General features: G+C 38.6%; 12 protein-coding genes and 2 riboswitches. Of the genes, 6 read left to right on the forward strand and 6 right to left on the reverse strand.

Features of this window, described 5'->3' with window-relative positions; translation table 11 throughout:
• Position 1: 1 nt before the first annotated feature.
• The 4 genes from JOC49_RS04420 to JOC49_RS04435 all read left to right on the forward strand — a co-directional run bounded on the left by JOC49_RS04420 (position 2) and on the right by JOC49_RS04435 (position 5,311).
• Positions 2-1,219, forward strand: coding sequence for an EAL and HDOD domain-containing protein (locus JOC49_RS04420; RefSeq protein WP_204662805.1), 1,218 nt, complete (start codon positions 2-4; stop codon positions 1,217-1,219).
• A 142-nt stretch (positions 1,220-1,361) separates the two neighbouring features.
• Positions 1,362-1,619, forward strand: coding sequence for a co-chaperone GroES (gene groES, locus JOC49_RS04425; RefSeq protein WP_204662807.1), 258 nt, complete (start codon positions 1,362-1,364; stop codon positions 1,617-1,619).
• An 18-nt stretch (positions 1,620-1,637) separates the two neighbouring features.
• Complete coding sequence (gene groL / locus JOC49_RS04430) at positions 1,638-3,260, forward strand: chaperonin GroEL (RefSeq protein WP_204662809.1); 1,623 nt, start codon at positions 1,638-1,640, stop codon at positions 3,258-3,260.
• Positions 3,261-3,472: 212 nt separating this feature from the next.
• On the forward strand, positions 3,473-5,311 hold the full coding sequence (locus JOC49_RS04435) for a hypothetical protein (protein ID WP_204662811.1): 1,839 nt from the start codon (positions 3,473-3,475) through the stop codon (positions 5,309-5,311).
• A 27-nt stretch (positions 5,312-5,338) separates the two neighbouring features.
• Here JOC49_RS04435 and JOC49_RS04440 read toward each other — a convergent pair whose 3' ends face one another.
• The 4 genes from JOC49_RS04440 to JOC49_RS04455 form a co-directional block, all read right to left on the reverse strand.
• Entirely contained in the window at positions 5,339-6,493 is a 1,155-nt protein-coding gene (locus tag JOC49_RS04440; protein WP_204662812.1) for an S-layer homology domain-containing protein, read from the reverse strand.
• A 111-nt stretch (positions 6,494-6,604) separates the two neighbouring features.
• Positions 6,605-7,141 carry an energy-coupled thiamine transporter ThiT gene (gene thiT, locus JOC49_RS04445; RefSeq protein WP_204662814.1) on the reverse strand — a complete coding sequence of 179 codons (537 nt, stop codon included), beginning with the start codon at positions 7,139-7,141 and terminating at the stop codon, positions 6,605-6,607.
• A gap of 83 nt (positions 7,142-7,224) precedes the next feature.
• Positions 7,225-7,328, reverse strand: a riboswitch (TPP riboswitch).
• A 56-nt stretch (positions 7,329-7,384) separates the two neighbouring features.
• A complete protein-coding gene (locus tag JOC49_RS04450) occupies positions 7,385-9,463 on the reverse strand; it encodes an ABC transporter ATP-binding protein (protein WP_204662816.1) in 2,079 nt (692 codons plus the stop codon).
• 5 nt (positions 9,464-9,468) lie between these two features.
• Positions 9,469-11,226: an ABC transporter ATP-binding protein gene (locus tag JOC49_RS04455; protein WP_204662818.1), complete on the reverse strand. Its 1,758-nt coding sequence runs from the start codon at positions 11,224-11,226 to the stop codon at positions 9,469-9,471.
• 136 nt (positions 11,227-11,362) lie between these two features.
• Positions 11,363-11,464, forward strand: a riboswitch (purine riboswitch).
• Between the two features lie 80 nt (positions 11,465-11,544).
• Here JOC49_RS04455 and guaB point away from each other — a divergent pair.
• Both guaB and guaA read left to right on the forward strand, forming a co-directional pair.
• Entirely contained in the window at positions 11,545-13,017 is a 1,473-nt protein-coding gene (gene guaB, locus JOC49_RS04460; protein ID WP_204662820.1) for an IMP dehydrogenase, read from the forward strand.
• A 12-nt stretch (positions 13,018-13,029) separates the two neighbouring features.
• Complete coding sequence (guaA, locus tag JOC49_RS04465) at positions 13,030-14,562, forward strand: glutamine-hydrolyzing GMP synthase (protein WP_204662822.1); 1,533 nt, start codon at positions 13,030-13,032, stop codon at positions 14,560-14,562.
• A gap of 247 nt (positions 14,563-14,809) precedes the next feature.
• Here the strand turns inward: guaA and JOC49_RS04470 are convergent, their stop codons facing one another.
• A complete protein-coding gene (locus JOC49_RS04470; protein ID WP_204662824.1) occupies positions 14,810-15,259 on the reverse strand; it encodes a hypothetical protein in 450 nt (149 codons plus the stop codon).
• 118 nt (positions 15,260-15,377) lie between these two features.
• Positions 15,378-17,450: a methyl-accepting chemotaxis protein gene (locus tag JOC49_RS04475; protein WP_204662826.1), complete on the reverse strand. Its 2,073-nt coding sequence runs from the start codon at positions 17,448-17,450 to the stop codon at positions 15,378-15,380.
• Positions 17,451-17,619 lie beyond the last annotated feature (169 nt).

Here is a 17,619-nt window from a genome sequence, read left to right on the forward strand (position 1 = left end):
TATGAATATTTTTGTTGCTAGGCAACCTATTTTCAACACTCGAAAGCAAGTGGTTGCATATGAAATTCTTTACCGAAGTAACTTTAAAAATGTTTATGATGTAAATCAAGATGCCGATGTTGCAACTGTTTCGGTTGTAACTGACGCTTTGACGAGTTTTGGACTTGACAAATTAACTGGGGGCAAGCGTGCCTTTATTAATTTTACAGACACATTGATCAAAGAGGATTTACCTAAATTATTTAAACCGGATGAGCTTGTTATTGAAATTTTAGAAACAGCTACGGTAGACCGTACTTTGGTTGAAAAATGTAGAGAGCTCAGTGATGCAGGGTATCAGATTGCGCTTGACGATTTTGCTGGTGGTCATGGATTTGATGCTGTCATGCCGTATGTAAAGATTCTGAAAGTTGATTTCATGGTTCTGAAGACAGCGGGTAGAAAGTATATGGCTGAGAAATATGAGGCCAGTGATGTGCTTTTGTTGGCTGAAAAAGTTGAAACAATTGAAGATTATAATGAAGCGCTGGAATTAGGGTATAAACTATTTCAAGGGTTTTTCTTTGAAAGACCTGTGGTTTACCAAGGGAAAGGTCTTAGTATTTCTACATATAAATATCTGGAAATTTTAAAAGAAACCGTTAATGAAGAGGCGGATTTTATGAAATTAACAGATATTATTGAAAGTGATTTGTCTCTAACATATAAATTGCTTAGGCTTATAAATTCACCTGCTTTTTATACAATTAATGAGATTAAAAGTGTTCAACATGCCTTAACACTCCTAGGAATACAGGAAATTCGGAAGTGGACAACACTCATTATGTTAAGAGAGATTGGTGAAGCGAAACCAAATGAAGTGATTCGAATTTCTCTTGTTCGGGCGGTATTTGCAGAAAAGCTTGCTAAATGTTTGATTATTGAAGACCGTAAAACAGAAGCTTTTTTGATGGGGCTTTTTTCTGTGATTGACACATTGATGGAAAAACCCCTATATGATATCTTGGAAGATCTTCCTTTAAGTGAAGACATCAAGGGTGCTCTACTGGGTGGGGACAACACGTTTCATTTAATTTTAAAAATGCTTAAATATTACGAAGTGGCCAACTGGGACATGGTTATCCAGATTTGCGACTTGCTTGGACTTGATTATGATTATGTGAACGAACTTTATATGAAGTCCATTTCAGAAGCAACACACCGAATGGAACAGATGTAGACAAATTGTTAGCACTCATCATTTATGAGTGCTAAAAAATTGTTGATTTTTGTTGTCAGATGGTTTATCATAATATCGTAAAACAAACTCTTTAGCCTTTAGGGGCAGAATACGAATACGAACATTTAAAGGAGGAAATCGAATGTTAAGACCACTTGGAAAACGCGTAATTATCAAAAGATTGGAAGCCGAAGAGAAAACGGCTAGTGGGATTGTCTTGCCGTCTCAAGCCAAGGAAAAACCACAGATGGCAGAAGTTGTCGCTGTAAGTAAAGATGTGGAAGAACTTAAGGTAGGCGACAAAGTAGTATTCAAGAAGTTTGTGGGCACCGAAATTAAGGTGGACAATGACGAAGTCTTGATTTGTGAAATGACAGATATTTTAGCAGTGGTAGAATAATCGGAGGTGTATAGCGTTATGGCAAAAGAAATTAAGTTTGGTGAAGACGTAAGAAAAAAATTGGAATCTGGCGTAGATAAACTTGCCAATACGGTAAAAGTAACACTTGGACCTAAAGGACGAAACGTCATCCTTGAAAAGAAATTTGGGTCCCCCCTTATTACAAATGACGGTGTGACAATTGCCCGTGAAATTGATTTTGAAGATGCTTTTGAAAATATGGGTGCTCAACTTGTTAAAGAAGTAGCTACACGAACAAATGATGTGGCTGGAGATGGAACGACAACTGCAACACTTTTGGCCCAATCTATTATTAAAGAGGGTTTGAAAAACGTTGCTGCAGGCGCAAATCCAATGATTCTCAAAACTGGAATTGAAAAAGCAGTTGAAGTGGCTGTAGATGTAATTAAGTCTGAGAGTGTTTTAATTGAAAATAAGAAAGATATCGCTGATGTTGCCAGCATTTCAGCGGCAGATCGCAACATTGGAGAGCTTATCTCTGAAGCGATGGACCGTGTAGGTAAAGACGGCGTTATTACGGTAGAAGAATCCAAAACATTTGGAACACAGCTTGAAGTTGTGGAAGGTATGGAATTTGACCGTGGTTTTGTGTCACATTATATGGTGACTGATCCTGAAAAAATGGAAGCCAATCTTGAAAGTCCATATATTTTAATTACAGATAAGAAAATCAATAACATTCAAGAAATTCTTCCGATTTTGGAGCAGATTGTTCAATCGGGTGGAAAGCTTTTGATTATTGCAGATGATATTGAAGGCGAAGCGCTTACAACACTTGTTGTAAATAAACTCAGGGGTACATTTGAGTGTATCGCAGTTAAAGCACCTGGATTTGGAGATCGAAGAAAGTCAATGCTTCAAGATATCGCGATTCTCACAGGTGGCACCATGATTTCTGAAGAACTTGGGTATGACCTTAAGTCTGCAACAATGGAAATGCTTGGACGTGCAAAATCGGTTAAAATCAATAAAGATAAAACGACAATCATTGATGGTGAAGGCGATAAAGCCCTTATTGATGAGCGGGTAAATCAAATTAAGATGCAAATGGAAGAGACAACTTCTGAATTTGATAAAGAAAAACTTCAAGAAAGACTTGCGAAAATTGCAGGTGGTGTTGCGGTGATTCAGGTTGGTGCAGCAACTGAAGTTGAAATGAAAGAAAAGAAACTTAGAATTGAAGATGCTCTTAATGCAACACGTGCAGCTGTTGAAGAGGGTATTGTACCTGGTGGTGGTACTGCGCTTATAGGTGCTATTAAGAAGGTAAATGACTTGCTTGAAACCCTTGAAGGGGACGAAAAGACAGGTGCAATGATTATTGCCAGAGCGCTTGAAGAACCTGTTCGCCAAATTGCTACAAATGCAGGTCTTGAAGGGTCTGTCGTTGTGGAAAAGGTGAAAGCGTCTGATTCTGGAATTGGCTTTGATGCTTATAAGGGTATCTACGTGGACATGATTAAGTCTGGTATTGTAGACCCTACTAAAGTAACAAGATCAGCCTTACAAAATGCAGCATCTATCTCAGCAATGTTCCTCACAACTGAAGCAGGTGTTGTTGATATCGCACAAGAAAATGAACCACAAATGCCAATGGGTGGCATGGGTGGTATGATGTAAAAAAAAATGGCCCCCCTTCTCGGGTCGAGAGTCCTCGGCATAAAGCGCCTGTGGATCGACCGTCGAAGGGGGGCTATTTTTTTGTGTAAGGTGCAAAGGTAAAACCTCCTCTCACGATTTTCGGCTGCGCCGAAATATCGCGCGTAGGTGTGTTTTTGATATATATGTGTTAATATATTATAAAGATATTAACACATAAGGAGGTCGTCACAATGACGTTATTTAATAAAATCTTTTCTAGAATATTAGACACTTATTACATTAATATTGATGAGTTTGCTATGGAAATTGATCGACATCCAAGTCGTATTAGGCATTGGAAAACTGACTCGAAACCGGGTAAATACATAATTGACACCCTATCAAACGCACTCATAAAACAAATTCAATTTATTAATGACGATTCAAAAAATAAAATATTTATGGACGATATTATTCAGATTATTGAATTTAACACTGTGGATTCTGATTCTCTATTGGCTGCGTTAAATTCGGAAAATACGATTGAATCCTTTATTAAAGCGCTTATACATATCAGTTATTCATATGACAATAAAACGCATAATATACATAAGAGAAAGAATTCCGGTTCTAGTCAAATTAATCAAGCTCAACTTGAATTAGATGTAAGATTTGCTCAAGCCTTTGAGGCAAGCGGTGATTTTGAATCTGCTAAAAATAAGTATTTAGAAATTTTAGAGACGTATAAGTCTATTTTAGACCCCCATATGCGAGCGCTTATATACTCATATATTGGATTTGTTGGGTTTATATTATTACAGAATTCTGAAGATTCTTCCTTTTTTGATGAAACGGTTAGATATTACACGCTGTGTATCAAAGACTTCAATAAATTGAAATATCCTTTAGAATATGCAATTGTTCTAAAAAAATTTGGGAGCCTACACCTTTTTCAATCAGAATTTTTTGATTCGGAACATAATATCGAAAAAGCCTTGCACTACTATAACGAAGCGCTTAAATATGCACAACTATCAAACAGTAATATTGAACGACTTAAAATCCTCCATAATATTGCATTGGCATATACACGGTTGGCAATAAATATTGATCCACTTGTTAATGTTGATAAATCAATTCAATTATTCAATCTAATATTTGAAAATGACCTAACTGAAGTGCATGAATTTAAAGCCCAATGTGAGATGAACATAGGTCTGGCTTATAGCAGTAAAATTAAACTTAAATTCAGTAATGAAAGTGCTGAAAATGCCTTGCGTTATTTGAATAGTGCCTTAAACTACTTTACGCTTGAAAGAAACCCTCATTACTACGCTATTATTAAGAATTCCATTGGGATGGCATATACGAGCATCGCAACCATAGTTGATGCAAAGAAGAATAATTTAAAAGCCTTGGATGCTTTAAAAGAAGTTTTATGGATCTACAGTAAGCATGAGGATCATAGGGTTCTGTTTATTGTTCATAACAATCTAGTTTCTGTATATATCGACTTGTTTATTCTTACAACAAATGAAGAATATTTAATTTATGCAAAATTATCCATCGATTATCTAGAAAAAACAGTTGCACATAGTGACTTAAATGTTAAATCAATGAGTTATTTTACTTTGCTTGGTCTCTATAATTCGGCTCTTTATGAAGTTGGCCGTATATCAAGTCCTGACCTTGTACTGCAGCCGTTCGACAGAATTATAAATCACCACAAATCAAAATTGTATCCTATTCATTTGGCAGATTGTATAAATAGCAAATGTAATGCGCTATTAAATATTTATAATAAAAGCAAATCGAAAGAATATCTTGAGGCATGTTTGCTATATAAGGATCAGTTGTTTGACGCTTTTAACGCATTGAGTTCTCCGATTAAATTTGGAAATTTAAATATATTTTATGGTATGGTTTACTCAAATCTTTATCAACATCAAGGGTCAGATTTGTACAAGGAATTGTCAAAAGAACATTACGATAAAGCAATTTCAATTTTCAACAAAACGGATTATGTCGATAAAAATGCAGTTATAAGATCAAAAATTAATGAGCTGCAAAAAAGTCCAATTCGGTATTAACCGATTGGACTTTTATTTTTGGTATTTTTAATTATCGAACAAGCGTGTTTGATGAATATCTATTATTCTTTGAATAATCACTAAAACTTGCTCTTTAGTTGCCGTTCCAGAGGGATCAAAATGATTTTCAGATACCCCTGAAACAAATCCGTTGACTTGAGCATCTAGAATTGATTGATAGGACCAATGAGACTCTTCTAAATCTACAAATCTGTTGACATCTGTTCTCTCATAAGTCATCTGTGCCCGATCAAGGACTCGCATGAGTAGCGTTGCAATTTCTGCACGTGTCATTTTGTTTTCAGGTCTAAATGTACCATCTTCATACCCATTGATTAGGCCATATGCCTTGGCCTTTTGGACATTATAATCGCTACAATCTGAAAAGGCTTCATACTCTACATCTTGATAGGGACCGCCAATAATTGAGTAGAGAGATAAGGCGAGATTAACAAATTCCAATCGGGTAATTTCTTTTCCAAAATCACTAAAAAAAGTATCTTCAACGCCAAAACTGCCATAATTTTGAACGACATTTACAAGAGATTCTTCTGCCCAATCAGATGGTACATCCGTTTCAAAGTTATCACCTACTGACAAGAAAATAGTATACCAACCGACGCTACCAATATCAATACCAGGCGTTTTGCTGGAACTAGTAACCGTAAAATTAAGCATATAGTAGCCCTCTTCGTTAAACACTACAGAGGTTTCATCTATGCCAGTAGGATTCATTGTATACCGTGCATCATTTTCAGCTGATAGTTGACCATTTTCATCATAAATGGGAATTTCTACGTAGGCCTCAAGCGTAAAATCGTATTCATGTGTTAAATTTGATTGCGTGGAGCTGCTTTTTTTAACAGAAAAACTTACATCCATATTACTTGATGCTTTTTCAAGTTCTGATTTCAGCGTAACTTGTGTGCCAACCGGTAACTGAAGACCGGTGATAAAGGATGTAAAATCCCCGCCATCCGGATAGGAAATCATGTACATTTCAACGTTTTCATAAAACCAAATTTTTGAATACGGATTGTCCATATCTAGCCACAAGACTTTTTCACCTTCATTATCAACGATATCAAACGTGTGACTTTCAGAATATGCAATTGTACTGGAACATACCATCATAGCAAAAAATAAGAGCATTACAGCAAAGTTAACAGAGTTCTTTTTCATAACAAATCCTCCCCCATCTGGCATAATAATTTAGTAATGTTACATGACGCATCTTAATCATAACATTACCTTTGCTGCTTAGCATTATGCTTCTATGTGCGAATTTGTGCGTTATAGTTTTAACTGCTTTAATTGCTTGTGGAGCAACATGAAAAACACGATGGAAATGATCATTTCAGGCAATAGGTAAGCGCCATTGTAGACAAAGGAGTACCAGTAGGGTGACATATTTTCAGGTGCATACATACCGAAAAAGATGACGCCTGACAGGTAGTGGGAGACAAATCTGAGACCGATTGCCACGACAATGCCTGTAATGATTTTAGCAACATTGGTGCTTTTGTGTGCGAAAAGTCCCATGATGCCAAGCACACCAAATGCCAAGGGGTAATCCAAGATGACCGATATAGGGTGGGCTGCATAGGGGTCGATTAAAAATTGAATGATGCCGTAGACAACGCCAACCAAGAAGCCTTTTGAAGCCCCCCATCTGTAAGCATAGATAAGGATTGGCACCATGCTTGCTGCTGTAACAGATCCGCCGTAAGGCATTTCTGCTATCTTGATGAAACTTAAAATTGTTGCTATGGCAATCATCATTGCCCCTTCAACCAGTAATTTTACATTTTGGTTTGCACTTCTTTCCATTTTACTACCTCCAAGAATTATAATTTTGGATGATTCAAAAATGGTGGAAATAAAAAAACCATATCCGGAAAGGATATGGTTGATTGTCATTCTTCCACGCTTTCCTCCGCTGGGTTTAACCAGTTCAGGTTCAAAGGGTTACGCACATACATACGCTCTCAGCCAATTGGCACCCCTAGGTGAATCATTATTAACTTCGATTACAGTATAGCACAAGATGTTATTTTCGTAAATGCCCCTTGTTTAATTATCCTTGTACTGTAGTTTGTATAAATCGTAATACATACCACCTTTTTCAAGGAGTTCTTGATGATTTCCAATTTCTACGATTTCACCCTTGCTCATGACGATAATCTTATCCACATGCTGAATCGTTGAAAGCCTGTGGGCAACGATAACAGTGGTTCTGCCATGAATGATTTTGTTGATGGCATCTTGAATCAAGAGTTCTGTTTCAGTATCGATGTTTGAGGTGGCTTCATCTAAAATCAAAATTTTAGGGTCAAACGCTAGAGCACGTGCAAAGGAAAGCAATTGACGTTGGCCAGCTGAAAGGGTAGAACCCCTTTCGGTCACTTCTTGATCGTATTTGTTTGGCAATTTACAAATGAACCCATCCGCATTTACATATTTGGAAATTTCATGAATGCGTTCGTCAGAGATGTTTTCATCATTGAGTCTGATGTTGCCCTTAATATCACCTGCGAAGAGAAAAACATCTTGAAGTACAATACCAATTTGCGAACGTAGACTTTCAATTTCAAGGTCTCTAATTTCGACGCCATCAATATAAATACGCCCTTTTTGGATGTCATAGAAACGGTTTAAGAGGCTGATGATTGTGGTTTTACCAGAACCTGTTGCCCCAACAAGTGCCATGGACTCGCCTTTTTTGATTTTAAAGCTAACGCCCTTTAGAACGTAGTCTTCAACTTCTTTTGGGTTTTCATCATAGCTAAACCAAACATTGTCAAATTCAATTTCACCTCTGAAAGCATCTGCTTCAAAGCGTTTTGGCTGTGGCGGATTACAAATTGTAGTTTCTTCATCCAAAAGCATGAAAATCCGCTCTGCACTGGCCATTGAGGATTGGAAGACGTTAAACTTTTCGCTAAGGTCCATAATGGGTCTGAAAAATTGCTGTGTATAGGATACAAAGGCCACCAAAACACCAAGTTCAACCAAGTTGCTTAGAGCATCACCACCACCGAACCAAAGGAGTAGGGAAAGGCTGATGGAATAAGCAAAGTTCATGGTGGGTCTAAAGATTGCATAGACTTTTGTTTCATCAATGGAACTTTTTAAGTAGTCAGCATTGATGGTGTCGAACTCATTGAACATGGTCTCTTGACGGTTAAAAATTTGAATTATTTTCATACCGTTGATATTTTCAGCAAGGGTTGCATTAATTTTAGCAATCTTAATCTTTACTTGTCTTTGTACAGCACGTGCTTTCATTCTGAAAATCTGAGCTGAAAACAAAACAAGTGGCATAGTGCTTAGGGCAATCAATGTGAGTTTCCAGTTGATCATAAGCATGACCACGACGGTGCCGATGAGCAACAAAAAGTCTTTTAGGGATGTGACAATGACATTGGTGAACATTTCATTGATATTTTCCATGTCATTGGATACCCGTGTTACCAACCTGCCCACAGGGTTTTTGTCAAAGAAACTTAAACTCATATTTTCAATATGACTGAAAAGTTGCTCACGCATCGAGTAGACAATTTTCTGACTTGCATAATTTAGGAGATAAGTGTGTGCAAAAGAAAATGCAAAGTTCAGTAGTAATATGGCACCTAAAGTCAGCGTAAGGATTAAAATTTGTGTTTTGTTATAACTTTTAAAGGCATCTGTTTGGTCATCTGTAAGTGGAATTGCTGTATAAGACGCCCCGTTAATTAAGATAGTCCCGTTTTTAATTTCAATTTCTGCCCCTGATCCACTGAGGTTTTCAGTGTAATCGTCAATTAGATAATACCGTTCTGGCCCCCTATAAATTTGACCTTTTGTAGCATATGGTGATGCATCAAAAGTTCGAGCGATAAGACCAGGAAAGACGATGCCGCGCGAGTTGATGCTAAAAGTGGCATTTTCATCACTGGTATCTGTGAAATAAATTTCCTGACTGACAGGGGTAATGTAATCGTCTATGGCAATTTTAGTGATGTAGGGAATTAATAAGTCTACTCCTGTTACAAACAGCATCATAATAATACTTAATGTTAAAATTAGCCATTGAGATTTTGCATATTTAAACAGTCGCCACATGAGTTTGGCGTCATAGGATTTTACGATCTCTTTTTCATTGTATTCCATTCGCCTTACTCCTTGGATAGTTTTTCTTCGAGCAGTTGTTTTTGATACATGTCTGCATAGTGTCCGTTTAGTTGAAGCAGGGACTCATGTGTACCTTTTTCAACCAGTTCGCCTTGATCGAGCACAATAATCTGGTCCGCATGTTTAATGGTTGAGATTCGATGTGCAATTAAAATAGAGGTTGTGTTTTCAAGGTCTTCTTTTAAATGTTGTAAAATACTTTCTTCTGTTTTGGTATCCACTGCTGAGAGGGAATCGTCTAAAATTATGATGTCTGGTTTCATGGCCAGTGCTCGGGCTATAGATACACGTTGTTTTTGGCCGCCGGACATGTTGACGCCGCGTTCGCCTAATTCTGTATTAAATGCTTTTGGAAAACTCATTATTTCATCATAGACTTGAGCAGATTTTGTTGCCCTAATCATTTCATCTTCTGTTAAAGCGTCATTTCCAAAACGTAAGTTGTAGGCAATGTTTCTAGAAAACAAAAAATTATCCTGCGGGACATAGCCAATCATACTGCGTACCTTATCTATTGGAATTCTGTTTAAGTCGACCCCGCCAATCTTTATGCTTTCATCAGGCACTTGATACAATCTTAAAATCAAGTTTACCAGAGTGGTTTTCCCACTACCTGTTTTGCCAACAACTGCAAGTGTTTCACCTGGACGAAGTTCAAACGAGATGTCATTAAGTGCTGGTGTGTCTGTTCCTGGATAAGTAAAAGTCAAATGGTCAAACTCTATAGAAGCGTCTGGTTTGTAGGCCCCTATAAACTGGTCTATAACGTCGAGGTCAATTATTTCTGGTGGTGTGTCTAATATGACATTGAGCCTTTTAAGTGAAACCATACCTCTTTGGAGGTTGTTGTAAACAAAACCTAGGGCCATCATTGGCCAAGCCAGCATGCCTACAAAGCTTAAAAAGGAAACAAATTTTCCAATTGTAATGCCACCGTCAATAACCAATCGACCACCATAAACAATGGCAATCAGTGTGCTGAGCATTGAAATAAAGCCAACTAAAGGATGAACAAAGCCAAACAATTTAACCATATGCATGTTTTTTCTGAAGTTGTTTTCATTTTTTTCATTAAAGGTATTTAGAGATTGCTTTTCCTGCACAAAGGACTTGATGATTCGGATGCCAGAAAAAGATTCCTGCACCACATCTGTAAGTTGTGAAAAAGCTTCCTGTACTTTTTGGAAGCGGTTTCGAACTTGACGCCCAAGTGTGATGATAAAGACGACAATCAGCGGCAAGGGCAAAAATGCCACCAATGTAAGTTTGAGGTCTATTCGCGTTGCCATAAGCGTTACGGTCATAAGGCCCATGAAGAAAGCATCTACAAACATAATAACACCACCACCGAAAGCATTGCGGACTGCGTTGATGTCATTGGTACAATGTGCCATGAGGTCTCCTGTTTTATGGTGGTTGAAGTAGTTGAGACTCATTTTTTCCAGATGAGTGAAGACTTGGTTTCTAAGCCAGTATTCAAGTCTCCTTGCTGTTTTGATGATGGTCATTCGCCATCCAAAACGGCCTATGGCAACGCCAGTGGCGATAACCATTATGTAGATGATGTACTTTGGAATCGATTCTCGCGTCAATGTGCCATCCATTAAAGCGTCGGTAAAGGCCCCGACCACCAATGGGGTTATGAGCTGTAGGCCGTCAATGGCCATTAGAAGAAGCGTTCCAAAAAAGTAATATGGCCAATACTTTTTTAGAAAAGGCTTGACGTATTGAAAAACACTCATATAATATCCTCTCTTAAATTAATTCGTAACCCTAGAGTTTTATTGTATCATAAGTTTTAAATTGATTAAATAAAATTAAGAAATAATATTCGCGTGTCGATTGTTGACAAAGGGGGCTAAACGTGGTAATTTGAGTATTAACATAATAACCGTAACTCATATAATTCCAAATGATAAGGCTTGGAAGTTTCTACGCGATTGCCAAAAAAATCGTACTATGAGTTGTCCATATCTCTGCATTTACTGTGTGGAATTTTTGAGGCAACCATGGCATTTCGATCGGTTGTTTTTTTATTTTTTTGAATGGAGGCGTATACTATGGAAGGAAAGTTGATCAAAGAAGGGCTTACATACGATGATGTACTGCTTGTGCCCCAAAGATCTGCTGTGTTGCCGCATCAGGTAAGTGTTAAGACAAAATTGACAAAGAAGATTAATTTGAACATCCCAATTATCAGTGCGGGAATGGACACTGTGACAGAATCAAAATTGGCCATTGCCATTGCACGTGAAGGTGGACTTGGCATTATTCACAAAAACATGAGCATTGAGCACCAAGCGCTTGAAGTGGATCGGGTAAAAAGATGTGAGCACGGTGTAATTGTGGATCCATTTTCACTCAGTCCAGATCATTTGGTCCAGGATGCTGAAAATCTTATGAGCCGGTATCGAATTTCTGGTGTACCTGTTGTGGATGTCACCAACAAATTGGTTGGGATTATTACAAATAGAGACATTCGATTTGAATCTGATATGGATGCGAAAATTTCTGATGTTATGACCAAAGAAAATCTTATTACGGGCCATGCGGATATTTCGCTAGAGGATGCGGGTAAGATTCTCAGAAAGCATAAAATTGAAAAGCTGCCCCTGGTGGATGGAAACGGAAAACTTATGGGGTTGATTACAATAAAAGATATTGAAAAGCAAGTTAAATATCCAAGCCGTGCAACAGATTCTAGAGGACGACTTCTTGCTGGTGCTGCTGTTGGGATTGGGTCTGATATGATGGAACGGGTAGAAGCACTCTACAAGGCAGGTGTCGATGTGATTGCTTTGGATTCGGCGCATGGGCATAGTGAAAATATACTCAAGTCTGTAAGCCAAATTAAAAAGGCATACCCGGATCTTGATATAATTGCAGGAAATGTTGCCACTGCAGAGGCGACAGTGGACTTGATTAAAGCAGGGGCAGACTGTGTCAAAGTGGGTATTGGCCCAGGCTCTATTTGCACAACACGTGTGGTAGCGGGGATTGGTGTTCCACAAGTGACAGCAGTTTATGATTGTGCAAAGGCAGCGGCAGCGTATGGTGTCCCTGTTATTGCAGATGGTGGTATTAAGTTCTCTGGAGATTTGCCAAAGGCTATTGCAGCAGGGGCAGACGTGATTATGATTGGGTCCTTATTTGCAGGCACTGAAGAAAGCCCGGGTGAAATTGTCATGTATCAGGGGCGTAGTTTTAAAATGTACCGGGGAATGGGGTCTACGGCGGCAATGGCTGCTGGGTCAAAAGATCGGTATTTCCAAAATGAAACCAAAAAATTTGTGCCCGAAGGTGTTGAAGGCCGTGTGCCTTATAGAGGTTATTTGCGCGATATTATCTATCAGTTGATTGGTGGACTAAGGTCTGGTATGGGGTATTGCGGGACAGGGTCTATAGATGATCTTAAGACAAATGGTAAATTTATTCGCATTACAAACGCAGGCCTTAGGGAGTCGCATCCCCATGATATTTCCATAACAAAAGAACCACCAAATTACAGTATATCCAGTGCGGATACCAATTAAGGGGGATGTGAGATGACAAATGAACTCATTTTGATTGTTGACTTTGGCGGTCAATACAATCAACTTATTGCCAGACGTGTCAGAGAATCTGGTGTTTATAGCGAAGTGGTATCATGGCGACATGCCTATGACAAAATTTTGGAAAAAAAGCCTATGGGCATTATCTTTACTGGCGGGCCCAATTCTGTTTATGCAGAGGGGGCTCCCCGGTTAGATGCTGAAATTTTTAATCTTGGCATCCCTGTTTTGGGAATTTGCTATGGGATGCAACTTATGGCCCATACACTTGATGGAAAGGTGGAAAAAGCCACTCAGCAGGAGTATGGCAAGATCCAACTGGCCATTGATGCGTCAACGGGATTGTTCAAGGATGTAGATTCTGGCGCCCAATGCTGGATGAGTCATTTCGACTTTGTTTCTAAAGTGCCAGAAGGGTTTGAAGTTACGGCAAGAACTGAAAATTGTCCTGTAGCAGCCATGCAAAATACTGAGAAAAAACTCTATGCGGTACAATTTCACGCAGAAGTGGAGCATACACCATTTGGCCGCAAACTTATCTCTAACTTCCTATATGAAGTGTGTGGGTGTTCTGGAGATTGGAACATGGGAGATTTTGCCGACCAGATGATTGCGGCTATTGCTGAAAAAGTGGGCGATAAGAATGTCCTCTGTGGTCTTTCTGGAGGCGTTGATTCTTCAGTTGCTGCAACACTTGTTCACAAGGCTGTTGGCAATCAGCTCACTTGTATTTTTGTTGATCATGGCCTTCTCAGAAAAAATGAGGGCGATGAGGTGGAAAAAGTTTTCGCAGATGAGTTCCATATGAATTTTATAAGGGTAGACGCCAAAGCGCGTTTTATGAATAGACTTCGCGGTGTTTCAGATCCGGAAACCAAGCGAAAAATCATTGGTGAGGAGTTTATTCGCGTTTTTGAAGAAGAAGCGAGTAAACTGAGTGGCATTGAGTATTTGGTACAAGGAACAGTTTATCCAGATGTAATTGAAAGTGGTACGGATACTGCAGAAGTTATCAAGAGCCATCATAATGTAGGTGGCCTTCCGGAAGATATGCAGTTCTCATTGATTGAACCCCTTAGAGACCTCTTCAAGGATGAAGTGAGGAAGGTTGGACTTGAAATTGGTGTGCCTGAACATATTGTTTGGAGACAGCCATTTCCTGGTCCCGGTCTTGCCATTCGTATCCTAGGCGAAATCACAGAGGAAGCCCTCCACTTGGTAAGTGAATCCGATGCAATTTTAAGGGATGAAATTTCAAAAGCTGGCCTTGACCGTGACGTATGGCAGTACTTCACCGTCCTCCCAAACATCAGATCTGTTGGTGTTATGGGTGATGAAAGAACCTACTCCCATGCCATAGGCATCCGAGCGGTTACTTCCATAGATGGCATGACTTCTGACTGGGCGCGCATACCTTACGAAGTTCTTGATAAGATTTCATCTCGAATCGTAAATGAAGTTCACGGCGTAAACAGAATTCTGTATGATGTGACAAGCAAGCCACCGAGTACAATCGAGTGGGAGTAAAGATTTCAAACTCTGAAACCATTGATTTTACTGGGTTTTCGAGGTGTTGAAAGTGATTTTGACTCCATTTTGACTCCATTTTGAAATGATAATAGTGATACGAGATATTATTAATCTTAAAAATAGAAATTTTAATACCGCATTTATATATTTAATTCATATTGGGTCATTAATTAAAATAAAAAAGCGGCAACCTATGTATGGTATACATACTAAAGGTTGTCGCTTCATTAAAACCATTTCAATTTTACCAATTTTTCATCATGCCTCTGCCGCCCATGCCATTGCCTTTGCCTTGGCCTAGACCTCGGCCCTGACCATTACAGCCTTGTCCGCCAGATCCCTTTCCAAACAAACCTCTACCAAGTCCTGATTGGGTACCGTCACAAGCTTCAAAATTTTCAAGCATCTGATCAGCTTCCTCTTGTGTCAATTTTCCTTCTTCAACCAGTTCAGCCAGTCGCGCTTTCTTTGCTTCTAATGTCGCTTCTGAAAACTCACTATACACGCCGTTTTCTTCAGCCAACTGTCCAAATGTCTTTCCAGATTCAAGTCTTAGTTCATAAACATCCTCTGTGGATTTGCCTAACAAGTTTGCCAAAATTTCTGATGGACGGAATGTAGCATCTGCAAAGGACAACGCCATAGTGCTGATAATCAATACACTAAGTGCAGTTAAAATCAATATTCTTTTCATTGTGAGCCTCCTAATGTCTATTATTTTTATCTACACTGTCATTGTAAACCATAAATGTGATAGAAATATGATAGAATTCATTTTAAGTGTCTTCGCTCTTTTTAATCATTCTAAATCCTTACTTTTTAAACTTTTGGATGCTTGCATTTAACTGCTGTGTAATCTCCGTTAGAGAGACGCTGGCATCAGCAATATGATTTATTAAAGCCGTTTGTTCTTCTACCGAAGCGTTGACTTCCTCAGTACTTGCTGCGTACTCCTGAGTCACAGCCGCAAGGTTTTGAATATTGCTTATAATCTGATCTTTCTTTTCAGACATGATCAGGCCGCTTTCGTTCATTTTCAGAATAACTTCATTGGTCTTCTCTATCGAAATGGAAATGCCATCAAATCGATCTTTTGTTTCATAAACACTTTGTGTCTGTTCATCAATAGAGCGCGTCATAATGCCCATAGTTTCTACAGCTTTTTCAGTCTTGCTTTTCAATTCTATGATAATTTTAGAAATCTCTCCTGTGAATTGCTCAGACTGCTCAGCAAGCTTTCTAATTTCCTCCGCAACTACAGAAAAACCTCTTCCCGACTCCCCTGCTCTTGCCGCTTCAATCGCAGCATTAAGGGCAAGCAAATTCGTTTGGTCTGCAATATTCTGAATCATTTTGCTCGCTGTAAATATCTTTTCAGCACTTTCATTAGCACTCTCAATCACATGAGATATCTCCACAGAAGATGCTTCATTCACCTTTGTTTTCTCAACCAACGCTTTTATTTGGGTCAGACCTTCTTCTTTGAGTCTTGTTACCTCATGGTTGACGTCATTCAAAGACTTAAGCTGGTTTTGATCAGATTCAATAAGCTTTCCAAAATAATCAATGGCATTAACCGCCATTTCAGCTTCACGCGCTTGCTCATCTGCACCGTTGGCAACCTGTTCTATTGTGCGAGAAATCTCCTCAGCAGAGTTTGATGAGTCTTTACTAATCTCAGAAAGTTCAACAGAATAATGCTTAAGATCTTCTGAAATTTTCGCATTGAGTTCCATAAACTCACCAATATTTCGAATTACGTTATCAAATGCTACGGCCAATGTGCCCACTTCATCTTCTTTATTCATAAGCTTCGGATCAACGGATTCTCTTAAGTCTAGATCAGATAATTGATGTGCAATTTGAGTTACACTTTTTAAAGGCTTTGAAATTGAATTCGCAGCCATGAAAATCAAAAGTCCAATAGCCGAAACGATTGAAAGGGCAATAATCGATAGCCAAATAAGCTGTCGATTTGACTCCGCCATAATCTCTTCTTCAGTAAGAATGGTGCCCACGCTCCAAAGCGTATTCCCAACTCTTATAGGCGCCAAACTCTTATAGGTGTCTTGATCGATTGCCGCTGAATACTCAATACTGGTGTAAGTGGTGCCACTTTTTATGACGTCAATATAAACGCCTTGCCCATTGGCATCCAGTTCTCCAGAAAATGTGCCAACTCTACCAAAGCTTTTATGTGCCACCACTATACCATTATTCGAAAGAAGTCTCATAAACCCATTGTTCATAATTTTCTTGTTTTCAATATATGACTGGAGTTCACTCAACTCAAATTCGATTCCGACCAAGCCTATCGCTTTACCTGTTGAATCGTTGATGGGGACAGAATACCCAAAGTGCATGACCTTTTCATCCACTAAATAAGGTTCTACTACAAACGGTTCTCCTGACTCATAAGCCGTCATAGCACTGGTGAAGCGTTCATCTGTAAAGCTTGATTTTAAAATACTTTCTCCATCGCGTAAATAAGAAAAACTGGTGTCAGAAACGTTTAATTGCCCGGATGACCAATAGGTCCATACACTTATTGCCGATTGATTCTGTTTAACAATTGACTTTAATGTTTCGTCTACATATTTGGCCCTTTCCTCGCGAGAAAGCAACGTACAACTTTCCAAAGCAATTTTTGTATCTTCAACCAAATTCGTGTACCCCTCAATGACACCAGAAAGTTCATACGAGGACAACAGTGCTTGATTTTCAGAAACGACCTTTGCAGATTCAAAAGCTACTTGCTTCATGTACTGTTGTATAGAAAAGAATGCTATCAACAGTACACTGATGATTGGTAAAAAAATGGTTAACATCATTTTTCTCTTAATGGTTTTTTTTAACCTAAAACTACTACTTGTTTTCTTCGCCATATGCCCCCACTCCATTTATGTTATTCTATATTAGGATATCACACATCCGTTGATAAAGTCATTAGTTTTGTTAAACCTAAATTCTACGTCGTTTTACGAAAACCATTAAAAATCGATATTTTCGCTGAACCTACGAAGAATTCAAGTAGTTACTCCTACATTTTAACAT

Source organism: Fusibacter tunisiensis, from assembly GCF_016908355.1.
In the GTDB taxonomy this organism is placed as follows: domain Bacteria; phylum Bacillota; class Clostridia; order Peptostreptococcales; family Acidaminobacteraceae; genus Fusibacter_D; species Fusibacter_D tunisiensis.